Genomic DNA, 17,691 nt, shown 5'->3' on the forward strand with positions numbered 1-17,691 from the left:
CGGCCCGGGATCGGGCCGGTCCGCGGAGGATCAGCGGAAGCGCAGGGCGGTCGGGCCCTGGACCTTCGAGCCGCGGCGCTGCTTGGCCGGCATCGCCGCCAGCTTCTCGCGCAGTTCCACGGCGTATCCCGCCAGCGCCTCGACCAGGTCGGGCACTGACGCGTGCGGCGGCTGGACGTCGACCCGCAGGCCGAACTCCGTCGCCGTCTCGGCCGTCTTCGGGCCGATCACCGCGACCACCGTGCGGGCGTGCGGCTTGCCCGCGATGCCGACCAGGTTTCGGACCGTCGAGGACGAGGTGAACAGCACCGCGTCGAAGCCGCCCGACTTGATCGCGTCGCGGATGTCGGCCGGCGGCGGCGCCGCGCGGACCGTGCGGTAGGCCGTCACGTCGTCGACCTCCCAGCCGCGCTCGATCAGGCCGGCGGCCAGCGTCTCGGTGGCGATGTCGGCGCGCGGCAGCAGCACCCGGCCGACCGGGTCGAGGATCTCGTCGTGCGGCGAGAACTCGGCCAGCAGGCCCTCGCTGGACTGGTCGCCGGCCGGGATCAGCTCGGGCTGGATGCCGAACGCGCGGACCGCGTCGGCGGTGGCCTCGCCGATGCAGGCGATCTTGACGCCGCCGAAGTGGCGGGCGTCCAGGCCGTGCTCGGCGAACTTCTCCCAGACCGCGCGGACCGCGTTCACCGAGGTGAAGACGACCCAGGCGTAGCGGCCGTCGACCAGGCCCTTGACGGCGCGTTCCATCTGCGCCGGGGTGCGCGGCGGCTCGACGGCGATCGTCGGCACCTCGCACGGGATGGCCCCGTACGCCCGCAGCCGGGCACTCATCGCGCCCGCCTGCTCCTTGGTGCGCGGGACGAGCACCTTCCAGCCATACAGGGGGCGGTTTTCCCACCAGCTCAGCTTGTCGCGCTGGGCGACCTCCGCGCCGACGGTGAGCACCACCCGGCCGGTGAAGCCGAGCGCCGCCGCGACGAAGCTGTCCACCGACGAGGTGGTCGTGTACTGGGTCTCGCCGGTGCCGTCGCCGGTCACGCCGACCGGCGTGCCGGGCTCGACGCCCGCGGCCAGCAGGCCGTCGCGGACGGCGGCGAGGTCGCCGGCGTCGACGGCGACCGCGAACGAGCCCTTGACCGCGGCCGCGGCCAGCGCGTCGAAGTCCAGCGCGGTCACGTCGTCGATGTCGGCCGCGGTGCGCACGCCGGGCAGCGGCACACCGGCGTAGGTGGCCACGCCCTCGGCCTGGCCCAGGCCGGGCACGACCTCGAAGTGCACGGCGGTCCGGGCGACGGCCTGGACCTCCTTGACCACGGCCTCGTGACCGAACGGGTCACCGGCGACCAGGTGCACGGCGGACAGGCCGGACTTGGCCGCCGAGAGCAGCACCTTGGCGACGTCGCCGGGTGCCCCCTCGGCGGGACTGAACTGGGTGTCGTCCTTGGCCTCCGCCCGGATGGCCGCGAGCAGCGACTCGGGCACGCCACGGTCGTAGACGACCTGGTCGGCGTCGGCGAGGGTGTCGTGGGCCCGGCGGGTCAGCAGGCCGGGATCGCCGGGTCCGGCGCCGACGAAAGCGATGCGCCCTGCGGACTTGCGGGCGGTGCGGGTGGTCATTCTTCTGTGCTCCCCATCAGGGTGTCGGCGCCGGCATCGAGGAGATCGGCGGCGAGCGCCTTGCCGATCTCCGCCGCGTCGGCGGGCGTTCCGGTGCGCGACAGCCGGACAGCTCGGGCCCCGTCCGGGCTGATCACCGCACCGCGCAGGTAGATCTCGTCGCCTTGCTCGCCTTCGGCGAGCTCGGCGTGTGCCGCGACCGGTGCGGAGCAGCCGGCCTCGAGCGTGGCGAGCATCGCCCGTTCCGCCGTGACGGCGGCGCGGGACGGTGCATGGTCGAGTGCGGCCAGCAGCTCGACCAGGTCTGCGTCGTCGGATCGGCACTCGATCGCCAGCGCACCCTGGGCGGGAGCGGGCAGCATGAGCATCGGGTCCAACGTCTCTGTGATCTCGGCGGCCCGGCCGAGACGCACCACGCCGGCCCGGGCCAGGACAACCGCGTCGAGGTCGGCCTCGGGACCGAGCACCCGCGCGATGCGGCTGTCGACATTGCCGCGGATCGGCGTGACCTGCAACTGTAGGCCCAAAGCATGCAGTTGCGCGATTCGGCGCACCGCGCCCGTGCCGATCCGCGCGCCGGGCGGCAGGTCGGTGAGGATCAGACCGTCGCGGGCGACAAGCGCGTCCCGCGGGTCCTCGCGCGCCGGGATCGCCGCGATGTGCAGACCCGGGTGCTGGGCGGTGGGCAGGTCCTTGTACGAGTGGACCGCGAAGTCGATCTCGTTGGCGATCAGCGCGTCGCGCAGCGCGGAGACGAAGACCCCGACGCCGAGCTGGACCACCGGCGCGGCGGACCGGTCACCGGCGGTGACGATCCGGACCAGCTCCACCGGGCGGCCGGTGGCGGCGGTCAGCGAGTCGGCGACCAGCTGGGACTGGGCGAGCGCGAGGGCGCTGCCCCGGGTGCCGAGCCGAAGCGGGCTGCTGCTCACGCTTGTCCTCCGATCTCAGGTACGGCGTCGGCCTGGGTGGCGTGCGGCACGTCGAGGTCGAACAGCTCCCGCAGCAACGCTGCGTACTGGTCCCCGCCGGGTTCGGCGGCGAGCTGACGGACCCGCACGGTGGGCGAGTGCAGCAGCTGCTGGACGACCCGGTGCAGGGTACGGGAAACGTCGGCCCGTTGCTCCTCGGTGAATTCCGGCCGGCGCGCGGAGAGCTTGCGCAGCTCGGCGCTGACCACGTCGTCGGCGCGGGTGCGCAGGGCGGCGACGGTCGGGGCGATCTCGGTGCCGCGCAGCCAGGAGAGGAAATTCTCGACCTCGGCGACGACGATCTGCTCGACCGCGGCGGTCTCGGCGGCGGCCGGCAGCGTGCGCCGCCCGGTGGCCAGGCTGTCGATGTCGACCACGGTGACCCCGGGCAGCTCGGCCACCTCGGGCGCCACGTCGCGCGGCACCGCCAGGTCGAGCACGACCAGTGGCTTCTCCCGGCCGGCCAGGGTCGCGGCGGTCAGCACCGGCTCGGTGGACGCGGTGGCGCAGACCACGATGTCGGCCGCGGCGAGTGCCTCCTGCAGCGCGTCGAACGGAACCGCGGTGGCGCCGTACGCCTCGGCGAGCCGTTCGGCGCGGGCGGCGCCGCGGTTGGTGATCTGCAGCGGTCCGACGCCGGTGCGGGTCAGGGTCGCCACCGAGAGCGCGCCCATCGCGCCGGCGCCGACCACCAGGCCGGTGCGCCCGGTCAGGTCGCCGTCGTACGCCGCGGCGGCCACCTCCAGGGCGGCGGTGACGACGCTCTGCCCGGCGCGGTCGATGCCGGTCTCGGCGTGCGCCCGCTTGCCGACCCGCAGCGCCTGCTGCATCAGCTCGTGCAGGAGCCGGCCGGCGGTGTCGGTCTCGGTCGCCGCGTGGTACGCGTCCCGGAGCTGGCCCAGGATCTGCGCCTCCCCGACGACCATCGAGTCGAGGCCCGCGGAGACCCGGAAGGAGTGCCGTACGGCCGCGTCGTCGTAGTGCACGTAGAGGTGACCGGCGAGGTCGTTGGCGCTGATGCCGGAGTGCTCGGCGAGGACGTTGCAGACGTCACCGAGGCCGCCGTGGAAGCCGGAGACGGCCGCGTAGATCTCCACCCGGTTGCAGGTGGAGAGCACCACGGCCTCGCCCACGTACGGCTGCGCGACCAGCTTCTGCAGCATCGCCGGGATGTCGGCGCCGGCGATGGTGAGCCGTTCGAGGGTGTCGACCCCCGCGGTGCGATAGGACGCACCGACACTGAGCAGGTTCACGAGCCGACCGCCTCCTGGTTGCCCGCCTGCGGTGAGCGCCCGCCCGGCAGCGCCGTCAGCGACGCCTTGCGGTGCTCGTGGAAGGAGAGGATCTGCAGTTCGATGGCGAGATCGACCTTGCGCACGTCGACGCCCGGCGGGACGGACAGCACGCAGGGCGCGAAGTTGAGAATGCTGGTGACCCCCGCAGCCACCAGATCGTCCGCGACGGCCTGCGCGGCGCCGGCCGGGGTGGCGATGACACCGATGGTGATGCCCTCCTCGACGACGGCCTGGCCGAGCTCGCTGATGTGCCGCACGGTCAGCCCGTTGAGCGGCTGGCCGACCTGGTCGGCGTCGGCGTCGAACAGGGCCACTATGCGGAACCCGCGGCTGGCGAAGCCGTCGTAGCCGGCCAGCGCGTGGCCGAGGTTGCCCACGCCGACCAGCGCGACGGCACGCCGCTGGTCCAGGCCGAGGATGTACTCGATCTGGTCGATGAGCAGCGCGACGTCGTAGCCGACGCCGCGGGTGCCGTACGAGCCCAGGTGCGAGAGGTCCTTGCGGAGCTTCGCCGAATTGACCCCGGCCGCGGCGGCGAGGCCCTCGCTGGAGACCGTTTCGGAACTGGTCTCGGCGAGGTTGTGCAGGGCGCGAAGATATTCGGGTAGCCGCGCGATCGTCGCCTCCGGAAGATCCGGGAAGGCGGGGACTGCGCCGGTGTTTGCCGGCGTGCTTCCATGACGCTGCTGACTCATCTGACTCCGTGCCGACGAGGCGAACCTACGGTGAGCCCTGCTGCAGGTTCCGACCGGTGGCGCCTGCGGAAACCGGCTGTGATAGCGGGGCTCGTCGGAGTCACAGAGTAGGCGCTTGTGAAGGCGTGCACAAATCGCGATCTTGATAGCGGAACTGGACAAAGATCGAGTCGGCGTGTTAACCCCCGTCAACTCTCTGCCGAGTATTACCGCTTTACGCCCGACTATGCCAATGGCGTCCGCATTCCGACGACGAGTATCACAACGCCTTTGCCAGCCGTACCGCGTCGACCAGAGTGTCCGCCACCGGGCGGCCGCTGGCGCGCAGCCGTACCGGGTCGGTGAACCCGCCGGTGTAGAGCACCGAGGCGCCGCCGACCGACTCGGCCGCCTCGGCGTCGTCGAGCGAGTCGCCGATCAGCACCACCTGGTCGCCGGGCACGCCCAGCTCGGCCAGGTGCCGGGCGAGGTGGCCGGCCTTGAGCCCGCCGTCGACCTCGGTGGGCCGCCCGTCGATCCGCGCGAACATGCCGGCCAGCCCGTACGTCCGCACGGCCGGGACCAGCTCGTCGTGGAACCACATGCTCAGCAGCGACTGGCTGCCCGGCCAGGCCCGGATCGCGGCCTCGGCGTCGGCGGCCAGCGAGGTCGTGGTCAGCCCGACCCGGTAGGCCTCGTGGAAGATCCGGTCCAGCTCCTCGAACTCCGCCGCGTCCACCGCCCGTTCCAGGATCTCGGCGTAGAACTCCGCGACCGGCCGGCGGAAGCGCTGCCGGTGCTCGTCGGCGTCGACATTGCGCCCGCCGACCGCCTTGAACGTGTGGTTGGTCGACGAGACCACCAGCGAGAGGTCGTCGAGCAGGGTGCCGTTCCAGTCCCAGACAAGATGAGTGCGCGCCACCGCGCGAGATTACAGCCGGGGTGCCCCTGCCGGTCTACCCAAATCCCGCAACAGACGGTCTTCCTCGACCCGCCAGTAGCCGTGCTCCTTGCCGTCGAGCAGCACCACCGGCACCCGGTCGCCGTAGTCGCGCTCCAGCTCGACCGAGCCGGTGAGCTCGACCCGGGTCCACTGCCCGGGAGCGATCCGGTCCAGGGTCTGCTCGGCAACCTCACACAGATGGCAGCCGTCCCGGCTGATCAAGGTGATCCGAGTCATCGGAGGGCCCCTTTGCGGACCTTGCCGATCGGCGAGTGCGGCAGCTCGGTGACCAGCTCGATGCCGGCCGGCAGCTTGAACCGGGCCAGCTGGCCGGCGCAGTAGACCTGCAGCTCGGCCGGGGTGGGCGGGGGGTCGAGGGCGGGCACCACGTAGGCGTACGGCGCCTGCCCGGTCAGCTGGTCCGGGATGGCGATCACCGCCGCCTCGGCCACGCCCGGGTGCGCGTCGAGCACCCGTTCGATCTCGGCCGGATAGACGTTGAAGCCGTTGACCAGGATCAGCTCGCCGATCCGGTCGACCAGCACCAGGTCGCCGTCCGCGTCGGCGTACGCGATGTCGCCGGTGCCCCACCAGCCGTCGGCGTCCGGGCCGTCGCGCCCGTCCGGCCAGTAGCCGGAGAACAGGTTCGCCCCGCGCACGACGATCTCCCCCGGGTCGGTGCCGGCGCTGACCTCCAGGTCGAGGTCCAGCTCGGCGTCCTCCTCGACGGCGGCGGCGAGCCCGTCGCGCCACAGCACCGCGCCGTCGGCCGTGCGCAGCACCAGCGACACCCCGGGCAGCGGCCGGCCGATCGAGCCGGTCTTCTCCCGGTGACTGACCGCGGTCGTGGTGAGCACCGGGGCAGCTTCGGTGAGGCCGTACCCGATCAGCACGGTCTTGCCGGTCTCGGCCGTGAAGCGGACCGCGTCGGCCGGCTCGAAGGGCGCCGCGCCGCAGACCGCCGTCCGCACCGTCGCCAGCGCTGAGCGCACGCCGGCCTCGCGGGACCACGCGGTGTACATGGACGGCACCCCGATGACCGCGGTGACCTGGTGTTTCGCGATCAGCTCGAGGGTCTCGGCGGGCTCGAAGCGGTCCACCAGCACCCCGCAGGCGCCGTAGTGGGCGATCGCGCCGAGGCCGGTGTTCAGCCCGTAGGCGTGGAAGAACGGGATGGCCAGCAGCACCACGTCGGTCGCAGCGAGCACCGGCGGCTCGATCAGCGCGAGCTGATCGTGATTGGCGGCCAGCGCACGGTGGGTGAGCATGGCGCCCTTCGGCCGCCCGCTGGTCCCGGAGGTGTAGAGCAGGACCGCGAGGTCGTCGGCGGCGACCGGGTGCGGCGCGCCCGGCTCACCGGACCGCAGCGCAGCCGGCGGTACGGCTACCGGCTCCGCCAACCGCAACCGACCCAGCACCGCATCCTCGGCAACCACCCGGCCGGCCCCGCTGTCGGACAGCGCGAAGGTCAACTCGTCCGCGGTGTATCCCGGATTGAGCGGCACCGCGACCAGCCCCGCCCGCAGCGCCGCGAAATAGGCGACGGCGAAGTCGACGGTGTTGCCGAGCACCAGCGCCACCCGGTCGCCGGGTGCGGTGCCCACGGCCAGCCGCCCGGCCGCTGTCGACACGCGTTCGTCCAGCTCGGCCCACGTGACGACGGTCTGGCCGGCGATCAGTGCGGGGGCGTCGGGGCGCTGCTGCGCGGATGTGCGGACCGGGTCACGCGCGCTGTTCTCCACGACGCCCGAGTCTGGCACAGAAGACCCTCGATCGGGTGGCAGGACGCCAGGTCCGTCCCCCCTTTCGAGGTGTCCTACATGGTGGCAGATGTTCCTGATGTGCACTCTGCGCCACTTCGGAGTAATTTCGCACAGCGCACACAGTGTGCGACTGACCGTGGTCAAGCTCCGTGATACTTCCCGTCTGTGTAACGGAGTCCACATCCGTGGGTGAGGTCGGCCTGCTGTCCGCGGTCAACCCCACCCCTTTTGTGTGGATCGGGTGCTGACACCCCTCATCGACGGCCCGCCGGGTCAAGGAGGCGCAGTGAGTCATGTGTACGCCGGCGATCCGTACAGCCGTGACGTGTTCGCGGCGCGTCTCGCGCTCACGGAGGGCCTGAGCGCCCTCCGCCGGGGCATCGACGGCACGATCGCGCACGCGATCCGCAGCGACGGACCCAAGCGGACCCGTAGCCGGCCGCACATCAACGAGTCCCCGAGCCGGCATCTGCCACCGACGGGGAACATCAAACCGGGGACCGGCCGGGTGGCCGTACCGGGGCGGCCGCAGGCGCCGCAGCAGGCCGGGCCGGACCGCCGGACCGGGACGACCGAGAGCGACAGCACCGTGGTCGTGCCGGCGCAGAGCACCACCGGGCCACCCAGCGCGGTGGAACCACCGAAGTATCCGGCGCGTCCCGACCCGGGCGACGCGGCCGCCGAGGTGTGGGCCCTGGTCGAGCGGGCCCAAGCCGGCGAGTCCGCGGCCTTCGGGCTGATCTACGACCGGTACGTCGACACGGTCTTCCGGTTCGTCTACTTCCGGGTCGGCAACCGGCAGCTGGCCGAGGACCTCACCTCCGACACCTTCCTGCGCGCGCTCAAGCGGATCGGCAGCTTCACCTGGCAGGGCCGCGACCTCGGCGCCTGGCTCGTCACCATCGCCCGCAACCTGGTCGCCGACCACTTCAAGTCCGGCCGCTACCGGCTCGAGGTCACCACCGGCGACGTGCTGGACGCCGACCGCGAGGACCGCGGCCCCGAGGGCAGTCCCGAGGCCGCCGTCGTCGACCACATCACCAACGTGGCACTGCTCACCGCCGTCAAACAGCTCAACCCCGAACAGCAGGAGTGCATCGTGCTCCGCTTCCTCCAGGGCTTCTCGGTGGCCGAGACCGCACAGACCATGGGAAAGAACGAAGGCGCCATCAAAGCACTGCAGTACCGGGCCGTCCGAGCGCTCGCCCGGCTGCTGCCCGAAGGGTTCCAGTGGTGACGGCAATTCACCGTATGTCGATCTCTGTGGGCCCCGCGGCCCAGCTGACACCCGTAACCGGGCCCGCCCGTCGCGCGTTTGTCCGGGTGCGACCAGTGGTGGGCCGTCGGCTCACCGGTTCCGTCGCGACCGCCGGCAATGGCGCCGGCGATTCAGTCACGAGCGAAGGGGGGTGCCCGCGGTGAACTTGAACATCTTCGATCGCCGGAGCGCCGAGCGCTTCGCGGAGCTGCTCGACGAGACCAACGGCGGCCGTCGCCACCACACCCGGGGGCAGGCCGACGAGCAACTCGCCGAACTGGTCGCCATCGGGCACAGCCTCTCCGCGGCCCGGTCCGGGGTCCAGGTGGACCCCGAGTTCCGGATGGGCCTGCGGGCGATGCTCGTGGCAACGGCCGAGCGGGACGGTATCGGGGCGACCGCCGCGGCCACCGAGCAGGAGCCGGCCGAGCCGGTCCGCAAGATGCTCGGCCGCACCGGCCGCCGGATCCGCGCCCGCGGTGCCATCGTCATCGGCGTCGCCGCCGGTGCCATGGCCGTCTCCGGCATCTCCGCAGCGAGCGAGAACGCCGCACCGGGCGACGCCCTGTACGGCGTCAAGCGCTCCACCGAACGAGCCCAGCTGGCCATGGCCGGCTCCGATGTCACCCGGGGTCAGCTCTCGCTGACGTTCGCCCGCAACCGGCTCGCCGAGGCGGCCGCGATGGACGGCGACAATCCGAGCTTCCGCGACGTGCTCGGCGACATGGACAACGACACCCGGCAGGGCGTCAAGCTGCTCACGTCGTCCGCGGTGACCCGCGCGGACAAGACGCCGCTCACCTCGGTCGACAGCTTCGTCGAGGGCCAGCGCCGGGTGCTGAACCCGCGACTGGACAAGCTCAGCCCGGGCAACCGGGAACGGGCGCTCGTCTCGATGAAGCTGCTCGAGTCGGTGCACGAGCGGGCCGACAACCTGCGGAACGGGCTGGGCTGCGACAAGGTGACCCCGGCCGGCAGCGATGCGATCGGCCCGAAGCTGCGCGACTGCACCACCGGCGCGGGCAGCACCTCGACCGACGACCAGCCGTCGGGCCAGGGGCAACGGGAAGCGACGAGCGGCACCGGCAACAAGGGTGACGCCGGCAAGAAGGCGAGGCCGAAGGGCACCGCGACGCCGACGGTCGACCCGACCAGCGACGACAGCGCGGCCACGCCGGGCGACGAGCCGCTGACCGGGGAGACGGCGGAGGCGCCGGAGCCACTGATCTCGCAGGACCCGGTCGGCGACGTCACCGGCGAAGAGGACAAGGGTCTGCTCGGCGGCCTGCTGGGCAACCTCTTCGGGAGCTGAGCGGGGCGAGCACAAGCATGGCGAGGGGCGGTGTCTGACTGCGAGAGTCGGGGCCGCCCCTCACTGCACATGTTACAGGCCGAACGGGTCCGGGCGCTTCTCCAAAAGCGAGTGCAATGTGGTCTGGATCGTCTCGCGGACCTGATCGGCGAGGTTGTAGACGACCATCGGGTCGTCCGCATACTCGGTGAGGTGCGCGGTCGGGATCGGCGGGCAGAACTCGATCAGCCACTTGCTCGGCAGCGGCACCAGCCCCAGCGGCCCGAGCAGCGGGAACGTCGGCGTCACCGGGAAGTACGGCATGCCGAGCAGCCGGGCCAGCGGCTTGAGATCGGCCAGGATCGGATAGATCTCCTCGGCGCCGACGATCGCCACCGGCACGATCGGGGTGCCGGTGCGCAGGGCGGCCGAGACGAAACCGCCGCGGCCGAAGCGCTGCAGCTTGTAGCGCTCGGAGTAGCGCTTGCCGATGCCCTTGAAGCCCTCGGGGAAGACGCCGACCAGCTCGCCCTCGCTCATCAGACGCTCGGCGTCCGGGTTGCAGGCCACCGTGGCGCCGGCCTTGCGGGCCAACTCGGACAGCACCGGCATGCGGAACACCAGGTCGGCGCCGAGCAGCCGGAGGTGCCGGTCGCGCGGGTGCTGGTCGCGCAGGGCGACGGTGAGCATCAACGCGTCCAGCGCGAGCGTGCCGGAGTGGTTGCCGACGATGAGCCCGCCGCCGGTGTCCGGGACGTTGCCGATGCCGAAGACCTCGGTGCGGAACCAGTCCCGGTAGAGGACCTTGAGCATCGGCTGGAAGACCGCGTCGTTGAGCTCGGGGTCGAAGCCGAAGTCGTCCACCTGGTATGCCCCGGCCAGCCGGCGGCGCAGGAACGCGAGCCCGCGGGCGACCCGCTGGTCCCAGATGTCGACCGTGTCGACGGGCACGGCGGGCTTGGCGGGCGCCGCCTCGGGGGCGGCCGCCTCGATCTGCGCCGGCGGGTGGCCGGCCGCGGCGGGCAGCGCCCGGCGCCGGCCGGGCCGGTTGCCGTTCAGCCGCCGCGGCGGCGGGGCCGTGGGCAGCTCAAAATCCGCGTGCCCGGGCAGCGCGGTGTGGAACTCGTCCTGGGTCATGACTGCACGTGCTCCTGGTCCTGCGACGCCGCGGACCGGACCCGGCGGATGCCGTCGAGGATCGCGCGCTCGGCGGCGGCCAGCCGGTCGGCGCTCAGCGCCTGGCCGGTGAGGTGACCATGGATGAAGTCGTCGAACGCGGCCGCCGTCGTGCGCGGGGTGAAGCCGAACTCCTTGACCAGCCGGCTGGTGTCGACCACCCGGCCGTGCACGAACAGGTCGATCTGGTCGAGACCGATCTGCCCGACGCCGACATTGCGGGCCAGCGCGGCGACCGTGGACAGCGTGCCCTCGGGCAGCGGCAGGGAGATCCGGCCGGCCCGGCGGACCGCCTGGGAGAGCGCGAGCACCCCGGCGCCGGCGACGTTGAACGTGCCGGGATGGTCCTCGACCACCGAGCGGTGCAGGATCTCCAGCGCGTCGTCGACGTGCACGAACTGCAGCCGGGCGTCACGGCCGAGCACGGTCGGGATCACCGGCTGGGCGAAGTAGCGGGTGAGCGACGTCTCCGCGGTGGAGCTGAGGAACGGCGCGAACCGCAGCACGGTGGCCGCCACCTCGGGCCGGCGGCGGCGGAAACCGCGCACGTACCCCTCGATGTCGAGGATGTCGCGCGCGAAGGAGCCACGCGGGACCGCCCGGGGCTCGGTGTCCTCGGTGAAGACCGCGGGGTCGCGGAACGAGGCGCCGTAGGCCGCGGTGGAGGAGCGCACCACCAGCTTGCGCAGCCGCCCGGCGGCCTGGGCCGCGGCGAGCAGCTGCATCGTGCCGATGACGTTCTGCTCTTTCATCGCCGCGCGGCCACCGCTGTGCGGATCGGGCGCGCTGGTGACCGCGAGGTGCACGATCGCCTCCGCGCCGAGCTCCGCGAGGGCACCGGTGGCGGCGCGCGCGTCGGCCTGGATCAGCTCGACGTCCGCCAGCAGGCCCGCGAGGGCCGGGGGCGGATCGAGCGGATCCAGTCCGATGACACGGTCGATCCGGGGATCCGCGGCGAGCCGGGCAGCAACCCGGGCACCGAGGAATCGGCTGACCCCGGTGACCACAACGACCCTCGGCGGGGCCGCGGGTGAAGACGGCACCACGGGCGCGCCTTTCGCATGCGGCGGTGGGTGAGGCAAGTGACCGGGCCGGGCGTCACGCCCGGCCGGACATCACTTGCCGAGACGGCGACGCTGGACGCGGGTCTTGCGCAGCAGCTTACGGTGCTTCTTCTTCGCCATACGCTTGCGACGCTTCTTGACCACGGAGCCCATACGAAATGCCTCTCGAAACCATGTGGGGCCGGTCGCTGCGTGCCCGTAGGCACACCCGACCGAGCTTGACGGCGGTTTGCCCCTGACCCGGCGCCCAGCAGACGCAGACAGGTATCACGGGGCTAACCACTTCAGCGTAGCCGCCCGGGGAATCCAGGACCAACACGGCCCCACGCTCACGCCGTCTGGCTGAAGGCTCCCCGCAGGTATGTGTGCACTGCGTGCTCGGGCACGCGGAACGATCGGCCCACCCGGACGGCACTGAGCTCACCGCCGTGCACGAGCCGGTAGACGGTCATCTTGGACACCCGCATGAGCGCGGCCACCTCGGCCACGGTCAGGAAGCGCACCTCCGCGAGGCGCTCCTCGGCTTGGGCTGGACCCGTCATCTCCTCGCACCGATCCTTTCGCAGGCGCCTCCGCCGCGGCCGTCGGGCCGTGCGCCGCGGCGGTGGGCGCGCGTGTCATCAGTACGGTATCGAGACTCCTGTGATCAAGGCGATGCGTTCCGTGAAATAACCACAAAAAGTCAAGTCGACACGCCCCGTGTGGCGCGTTCTACCCCGAAAGGTGACTTACTTCCTGCTGGCCAGGGCCCGGCCGAAGAGCGCCACGTTGGCCGGGCGCTCGGCGAGGCGGCGCATCAGGTAGCCGTACCACTGGTCGCCGTAGGGCACGTAGACGCGCACGGTGTGGCCGGCAGCGGCCAGCCGGGCCTGCTCCTCCGGGCGGACGCCGTAGAGCATCTGGAACTCGCACTCGTCGGCCGAGCGGTCGAACCAGCGGGCCCGGTCCTCGGCGATGGCGATCAGCCGCGGGTCGTGGGTGGCGATCATCGGGTAGCCGTCGCCGGACATCAGGATGTTGAGGCAGCGCACGTACGCCTTGTCCACGTCGAGCGCGGACTGGTAGGCGACCGACTCGGGCTCCGCGTACGCGCCCTTGCACAGCCGCACCCGCGACCCGGTGGTGGCCAGCTCCCGGCAGTCCCCCTCGGTGCGGCGCAGGTACGCCTGCAGCACCGCCCCCGTGCCCGGGTGGTCCTTGCGCAGCTCGGCGAGGATCTCCAGGGTCGAGTCGGTGGTGGTGTGGTCCTCGGCGTCGAGCGTCACCGTGGTGCCGGCCGCGGCCGCCGCGGTGCAGATCTCCTGCGCGTAGCCGAAGGCCATCCGGTCGTCGACCTTCTGCCCGAGCGCGGAGAGCTTGACACTGACCTCGGCGGCCGGGGTCAGCCCGGCGGACCGGAGCCGGCCCAGCAACGTCAGGTACTGATCGCGGGTGGCGGTCGCCTGCTCGGCCGTCAGCGTGTCCTCGCCCAGGTAGTCCAGGCTGATCGCGAGTCCGTCGTCGGCGAGCTCGCGGCTCGTGCGCAGCGCGTCGTCGACGCCGGTGCCGGCCACGAACCGGCGGACGATCCCCTTGCTGACCGGGGCGGAGGAGATCAGCCGCTCCATCCGGGACGAACCGGCGGCGGCGAGAAAGACGGAACGGAGCATGGGCCGAGCGTATCGCCCGTCCCCGTCAGGGGTCGCGGTAGAGCTGTCTTATTGCTTCGCCGTGCGGCTACGGTTGTCGGGTGAACTTCGATGCGTACGCCCGAACGGCGGTCGAGCTCGTCAACGCCGGGCTCGCCGACCTCGACGGTCTCCGGGCGTTGTTCAGCGAGGACCAGGCCTGGATGCGCGACGAGGTCGGCGATAAGGACCTCGGCGTGTTCCGCCGGGCCCAGCGCCGGTTGCGGGACGTCTTCGAGAACGGCACCACGGGACGGGACGCCGACGCCGTCACCGAGCTGAACACTCTGCTGGAGGCGTACCCGGTGCAGCCCCGCATCTCCGGGCACGACGCCTCCGACTGGCACATGCACGTGACCAGCCGGGGCGCCTCGGTCAGCGCGGAATACCTGGCCGGCGCGGTCTGGGGCCTGTCGGTCTGGCTCTGCGAGTACGGCAGCGCGCGCTTCGGCATCTGCGCGGACGAGCGCTGCGGCAACGTCTACCTGGACACCTCGTCGAACAACTGCCGGCGCTTCTGCTCGGAACGCTGCGCCACCCGCTCGCACGTGGCCGCGCACCGCGCCCGCAAGCGCGCCGCGACCACCACCCTGACCCCGGCGTAACCGCCGCACTCAGCCCCGGGTGACCGCCGCGGTCGCCGTCGCGGCCGGCGCCAGGTGGTGCCGGGCGAAGGCCAGCGACTCGCGCAGATCGGCCTCGCGGACCGCGCGGCTGGTCACCTTTCGGGTGGAAACCTCGAGCGCGACCGAGCCCTGGAAGCCCCGCCCGGCCAGCGACTGCAGCAACTCGGCGCAGGGCTGGTTGCCCCGGCCCGGCACCAGGTGCTCGTCGCGGCCCTCGCCGGTGCCGTCACCCAGGTGCACGTGCTTGAGGCCCTTGCCCATCCGGTCGGCCAGCTCCAGCGAGTCGGTCCGCGAGGCGGCGGCGTGCGACAGGTCGAGCGTGTACGCGTCGTAGCCCGCCTCGGTCGGGTCCCAGCCCGGCACGTACGGCACGAAGGTGCGCCCCGCCATCCGCACCGGATACATGTTCTCGATGGCGAAGGTGATGTCCGGGTGCCGCATCTGCACCTTGGCCAGGCCGCCGGCGAAGTTGCGGGCGTAGTCACGCTGCCAGGTGAACGGCGGGTGCACGACCACGGTCGGCGCACCCAGGGTCTCGGCCAGCTGCGCGGCCCGGTTGAGCCGTTCCCACGGGTCCGGGCTCCACACCCGCTGGGTCACCAGCAGGCAGGGCGCGTGGACCGACAGGACCGGGACGTCGTAGTGGGCGGCGAGGCCCTGCAGGGCGCCGGCGTCCTGGCTGACGGCGTCCGTCCAGACCATGACCTCGACGCCGTCGTAGCCCACTGTCGCCGCCATCTCGAACGCGGCGGCGGTCGGCTCGGGGAAGACGGAGGAGCTGGACAGGAGCACGGGGACACGGGAAGTCACCGGACAAGCGTAGACCCGTCCGGCACACCCACCAGTTCTCAGTCTGGATATAAGCGCGCAAATCGCTCGGGTGCGCAGGGGTTTACCACCCGCACGCGTACGCTGTCGCAGGTGAGCCGCCGCACCCAGATTCGCATCGTGATGGACGCGGCGGCCGCCGCCCGTAGCCGCGAGGTCCCGCTCGACTTTCCTCGTGAATGGATCGAGTTCACCGACCCCGCCGACGACCAGCACGTGGTCCGCGCCGACCTGACCTGGCTGCTCTCCCGCTGGACCTGCGTCTTCGGTTCCGCCTGCCACGGCATCGTGGCCGGCCGCCCGCAGGACGGCTGCTGCTCGCACGGCGCGTTCTTCACCGACGCGGACGACGAGACCCGCACCCGGAACGCGGCGGCCAAGCTGACCCCGGAGACCTGGCAGCACTACCGGCGCGGGTTCAAGAACTACACCGAGATGGACACGGTCGACGGCGAGAAGCCGGCCCGCCGCACGGCGACCCAGTCCAAGGACGGCCCGTGCGTGTTCCTCAACGACGCCGACTTCACCGGTGGCGGCGGCTGCGCGCTGCACGCCCAGGCGCTGCGCGACGGGGTGCACCCGCTGACCTACAAGCCGGACGTGTGCTGGCAGCTGCCGGTGCGCCGCGAGCAGGACTGGACCAAACGCCCGGACGGCACCAAGTACCTGCTGTCCACGCTCACCGAGTTCGACCGGCGCGGCTGGGGCCCGGGCGGCCACGACCTGGACTGGTGGTGCACGTCCTCACCGGACGCACACGTCGGCACCGAGGCGATGTACCTGACGTACGCGCCGGAGCTGATCGCGCTGATCGGCCAGGAGGCGTACGACGAGCTGGCCCGGCACTGCGCGATCCGGCTGAAGTCGAAGCTGGTCGCGCCGCACCCGGCAACGGTGGCCGCGGAGGCCGCCAGGGCCCCGAAGAAGCGCGGCGGACGCGAGCCCGCCACCCCACCGCAAGCCGACTGAACCTGACGCTCACAAGGTGCGGAAGCTCTCCAGCCCGCCGGCCTTGAGGACCTTGGTCCGCACCTCCGGGCACTCGGCGAGGGTCTGCTCGTCCATGTCACTGCCGACCGGGGTCACCCCGTGGTCCTCATAGAAACTCGCGAGATCCGTGGTGAGCCGGGCCATCGCGCCGACCTCACTGCCGATCGACTGCCACTCGGCGACGTTCTTCTCCAGGAAGCCGCAGAGGTCGGCGGCCGAGACCGCCTTCTTGTCGGCGTCCTCCGCACCCTCGGCGGCGGGCTTGGCGGCCGACCCGGCCGGCTCGGTGCCGGCGTCGGAGCCGCCACAGGCGGTCAGCGCGGAGAGGAGAAGGGCAACCGCGGCGACGTTGGTCAGCGCGGTCCGCCGCAGGCGTGCGGGGGTGTGGAGGCTCATGGCCGAAAAGCTATCGGCAACCGGAACGGCCCACATCACCCTTTCGCGCCAGGCACAGATCCTCGAATCCTTCAACCCGTTCGACTCCCTCGAAGGGGTCGTCCATCCGGCTTTGGATCCAGGTGGCCACAATGATCACGAGGTCCGCGGACGGCTTGGCATCGTCCGCCCAGAGATCCAGGCGTTCCAGAAACAATTCCAACGTCCACGGCCGCGCCCCGTCAGGCACTGGTCAGCCTCGCCCGCGCCTCGTTGATCCGCATCTGGACCGCTTCACGGGTGTCCGGGCCGACCGGGCCCGAGGTGCGGCGGGCTTGCGCGGCCTCGCCCAATTCCATCGGTGGCCGCGCCGGGACGGCGTCACGCACACTAGTCATTGAGCAAGGGGCGGGCGGCGATCCACGCCGCCCGCCGGCTCCGTCACGACTCGAACTTGTAGCCCAGGCCGCGCACGGTGACGATGTAGCGCGGCGCCGACGGCTCCGGCTCCACCTTGGAGCGCAGGCGCTTCACGTGCACGTCCAGGGTCTTCGTGTCGCCCACGTAGTCGGCGCCCCAGACCCGGTCGATCAGCTGGCCCCGGGTCAGCACCCGGCCGGCGTTGCGCAGCAGCAGTTCCAGCAGCTCGAACTCCTTCAGCGGCAGCTGCACCGAGGTGCCGTCCACCGTCACCACGTGCCGTTCCACGTCCATCCGGACCGGGCCGGCCGCCAGCGTCGGGGTGGTCACCTCGGCCGCCTCCGCGCCCTGCCGGCGCAGCACCGCGCGGATCCGGGCGACCAGTTCGCGCGGCGAGTACGGCTTGGTGACGTAGTCGTCCGCACCGATCTCCAGGCCCACCACCTTGTCGATCTCACTGTCCCGGGCCGTCACCATGATGATCGGTACGGCGGAACGCTGCCGCAGCTGCCGGCACACCTCGGTGCCGGACATCTCCGGCAGCATGAGGTCGAGCAGGACGATGTCGGCGCCGGTCCGGTCGAACTGCGTCAGCGCCGAGGTCCCGGTCGGCGCGACCGACACCTCGAAGCCCTCCTTGCGCAGCATGTACGACAGGGCGTCGGAGAACGACTCCTCATCCTCGACCACAAGCACGCGTGCCAATGGGGGTTCCTTCCTTCGGGGCCGGCCT

The 17,691-nt window shown here is 71.9% G+C and carries 19 protein-coding genes; 4 read left to right on the forward strand and 15 right to left on the reverse strand.

The window, feature by feature from the left end; all coding sequences use genetic code 11:
- Positions 1-30: 30 nt before the first annotated feature.
- From ACIBQZ_RS08265 to ACIBQZ_RS08295, 7 genes are all read right to left on the reverse strand, one after another.
- On the reverse strand, positions 31-1,617 hold the full coding sequence (locus ACIBQZ_RS08265) for a uroporphyrinogen-III synthase (RefSeq protein ID WP_396087777.1): 1,587 nt from the start codon (positions 1,615-1,617) through the stop codon (positions 31-33).
- Complete coding sequence (gene hemC, locus ACIBQZ_RS08270) at positions 1,614-2,549, reverse strand: hydroxymethylbilane synthase (RefSeq protein ID WP_396087778.1); 936 nt, start codon at positions 2,547-2,549, stop codon at positions 1,614-1,616. Before hemC ends, ACIBQZ_RS08265 begins: the two co-directional genes overlap by 4 nt.
- Positions 2,546-3,841 (reverse strand): glutamyl-tRNA reductase, encoded by a 1,296-nt coding sequence (locus ACIBQZ_RS08275; RefSeq protein WP_396087779.1) that lies wholly within the window; start codon positions 3,839-3,841, stop codon positions 2,546-2,548. Before ACIBQZ_RS08275 ends, hemC begins: the two co-directional genes overlap by 4 nt.
- Positions 3,838-4,578, reverse strand: coding sequence for a redox-sensing transcriptional repressor Rex (locus ACIBQZ_RS08280; RefSeq protein WP_396087780.1), 741 nt, complete (start codon positions 4,576-4,578; stop codon positions 3,838-3,840). Before ACIBQZ_RS08280 ends, ACIBQZ_RS08275 begins: the two co-directional genes overlap by 4 nt.
- Positions 4,579-4,837: 259 nt before the next feature.
- Entirely contained in the window at positions 4,838-5,479 is a 642-nt protein-coding gene (locus ACIBQZ_RS08285; RefSeq protein WP_396087781.1) for an HAD family hydrolase, read from the reverse strand.
- A gap of 9 nt (positions 5,480-5,488) precedes the next feature.
- Positions 5,489-5,737 (reverse strand): glutaredoxin family protein, encoded by a 249-nt coding sequence (locus ACIBQZ_RS08290; RefSeq protein WP_396087782.1) that lies wholly within the window; start codon positions 5,735-5,737, stop codon positions 5,489-5,491.
- Positions 5,734-7,242, reverse strand: a complete 1,509-nt coding sequence (locus tag ACIBQZ_RS08295; RefSeq protein ID WP_396087783.1) for an AMP-binding protein — start codon at positions 7,240-7,242, stop codon at positions 5,734-5,736. The genes ACIBQZ_RS08290 and ACIBQZ_RS08295 overlap by 4 nt, the downstream gene beginning before the upstream one ends.
- A gap of 307 nt (positions 7,243-7,549) precedes the next feature.
- On the opposite strand from ACIBQZ_RS08295, the gene ACIBQZ_RS08300 reads away from it, so the two are divergent.
- Together ACIBQZ_RS08300 and ACIBQZ_RS08305 are read left to right on the forward strand one after the other, a co-directional pair.
- The gene (locus tag ACIBQZ_RS08300; protein ID WP_396087784.1) at positions 7,550-8,500 is read left to right on the forward strand and encodes an ECF subfamily RNA polymerase sigma factor, BldN family; all 951 of its coding nucleotides are present in this window, start codon (positions 7,550-7,552) and stop codon (positions 8,498-8,500) included.
- A gap of 181 nt (positions 8,501-8,681) precedes the next feature.
- Positions 8,682-9,833, forward strand: coding sequence for a DUF5667 domain-containing protein (locus tag ACIBQZ_RS08305; protein ID WP_396087785.1), 1,152 nt, complete (start codon positions 8,682-8,684; stop codon positions 9,831-9,833).
- 72 nt (positions 9,834-9,905) lie between these two features.
- Here the strand turns inward: ACIBQZ_RS08305 and ACIBQZ_RS08310 are convergent, their stop codons facing one another.
- The 5 genes from ACIBQZ_RS08310 to ACIBQZ_RS08330 all read right to left on the reverse strand — a co-directional run bounded on the left by ACIBQZ_RS08310 (position 9,906) and on the right by ACIBQZ_RS08330 (position 13,701).
- Positions 9,906-10,949, reverse strand: coding sequence for a lysophospholipid acyltransferase family protein (locus ACIBQZ_RS08310; RefSeq protein WP_396087786.1), 1,044 nt, complete (start codon positions 10,947-10,949; stop codon positions 9,906-9,908).
- Positions 10,946-12,034: an NAD-dependent epimerase/dehydratase family protein gene (locus tag ACIBQZ_RS08315; RefSeq protein WP_396087787.1), complete on the reverse strand. Its 1,089-nt coding sequence runs from the start codon at positions 12,032-12,034 to the stop codon at positions 10,946-10,948. The genes ACIBQZ_RS08310 and ACIBQZ_RS08315 overlap by 4 nt, the downstream gene beginning before the upstream one ends.
- A gap of 69 nt (positions 12,035-12,103) precedes the next feature.
- Entirely contained in the window at positions 12,104-12,205 is a 102-nt protein-coding gene (locus tag ACIBQZ_RS08320) for a 30S ribosomal protein bS22 (RefSeq protein ID WP_007465623.1), read from the reverse strand.
- Positions 12,206-12,381: 176 nt separating this feature from the next.
- Positions 12,382-12,594: a helix-turn-helix domain-containing protein gene (locus tag ACIBQZ_RS08325; RefSeq protein ID WP_125803603.1), complete on the reverse strand. Its 213-nt coding sequence runs from the start codon at positions 12,592-12,594 to the stop codon at positions 12,382-12,384.
- 186 nt (positions 12,595-12,780) lie between these two features.
- On the reverse strand, positions 12,781-13,701 hold the full coding sequence (locus ACIBQZ_RS08330; RefSeq protein ID WP_396087788.1) for a proline dehydrogenase family protein: 921 nt from the start codon (positions 13,699-13,701) through the stop codon (positions 12,781-12,783).
- Between the two features lie 80 nt (positions 13,702-13,781).
- On the opposite strand from ACIBQZ_RS08330, the gene ACIBQZ_RS08335 reads away from it, so the two are divergent.
- Positions 13,782-14,324 carry a CGNR zinc finger domain-containing protein gene (locus tag ACIBQZ_RS08335; RefSeq protein ID WP_396087789.1) on the forward strand — a complete coding sequence of 181 codons (543 nt, stop codon included), beginning with the start codon at positions 13,782-13,784 and terminating at the stop codon, positions 14,322-14,324.
- A 9-nt stretch (positions 14,325-14,333) separates the two neighbouring features.
- Here the strand turns inward: ACIBQZ_RS08335 and ACIBQZ_RS08340 are convergent, their stop codons facing one another.
- On the reverse strand, positions 14,334-15,155 hold the full coding sequence (locus tag ACIBQZ_RS08340) for a sugar phosphate isomerase/epimerase family protein (RefSeq protein WP_396087790.1): 822 nt from the start codon (positions 15,153-15,155) through the stop codon (positions 14,334-14,336).
- Between the two features lie 141 nt (positions 15,156-15,296).
- On the opposite strand from ACIBQZ_RS08340, the gene ACIBQZ_RS08345 reads away from it, so the two are divergent.
- Positions 15,297-16,142 (forward strand): hypothetical protein, encoded by an 846-nt coding sequence (locus ACIBQZ_RS08345; protein ID WP_396087939.1) that lies wholly within the window; start codon positions 15,297-15,299, stop codon positions 16,140-16,142.
- Between the two features lie 9 nt (positions 16,143-16,151).
- On the opposite strand, the gene ACIBQZ_RS08350 is transcribed toward ACIBQZ_RS08345, so the two are convergent.
- Complete coding sequence (locus tag ACIBQZ_RS08350) at positions 16,152-16,559, reverse strand: hypothetical protein (RefSeq protein WP_396087791.1); 408 nt, start codon at positions 16,557-16,559, stop codon at positions 16,152-16,154.
- Between the two features lie 420 nt (positions 16,560-16,979).
- On the reverse strand, positions 16,980-17,663 hold the full coding sequence (locus ACIBQZ_RS08355; RefSeq protein WP_396087792.1) for a response regulator: 684 nt from the start codon (positions 17,661-17,663) through the stop codon (positions 16,980-16,982).
- Positions 17,664-17,691: the final 28 nt, after the last annotated feature.

The organism is Actinoplanes sp. NPDC049599 (assembly GCF_044465625.1).
Taxonomy (GTDB): domain Bacteria; phylum Actinomycetota; class Actinomycetes; order Mycobacteriales; family Micromonosporaceae; genus Actinoplanes.

Coding starts and splice junctions, on each gene's coding strand:
- ACIBQZ_RS08265 (WP_396087777.1), bottom strand. CDS start 1,617: ATGACCACCCGCACCGCCCGCAAGTCCGCAGGGCGCATCGCTTTCGTC.
- ACIBQZ_RS08280 (WP_396087780.1), bottom strand. CDS start 4,578: ATGAGTCAGCAGCGTCATGGAAGCACGCCGGCAAACACCGGCGCAGTC.
- ACIBQZ_RS08290 (WP_396087782.1), bottom strand. CDS start 5,737: ATGACTCGGATCACCTTGATCAGCCGGGACGGCTGCCATCTGTGTGAG.
- ACIBQZ_RS08310 (WP_396087786.1), bottom strand. CDS start 10,949: ATGACCCAGGACGAGTTCCACACCGCGCTGCCCGGGCACGCGGATTTT.
- ACIBQZ_RS08320 (WP_007465623.1), bottom strand. CDS start 12,205: ATGGGCTCCGTGGTCAAGAAGCGTCGCAAGCGTATGGCGAAGAAGAAG.
- ACIBQZ_RS08325 (WP_125803603.1), bottom strand. CDS start 12,594: ATGACGGGTCCAGCCCAAGCCGAGGAGCGCCTCGCGGAGGTGCGCTTC.
- ACIBQZ_RS08330 (WP_396087788.1), bottom strand. CDS start 13,701: ATGCTCCGTTCCGTCTTTCTCGCCGCCGCCGGTTCGTCCCGGATGGAG.
- ACIBQZ_RS08345 (WP_396087939.1), top strand. CDS start 15,297: ATGGACGCGGCGGCCGCCGCCCGTAGCCGCGAGGTCCCGCTCGACTTT.
- ACIBQZ_RS08350 (WP_396087791.1), bottom strand. CDS start 16,559: ATGAGCCTCCACACCCCCGCACGCCTGCGGCGGACCGCGCTGACCAAC.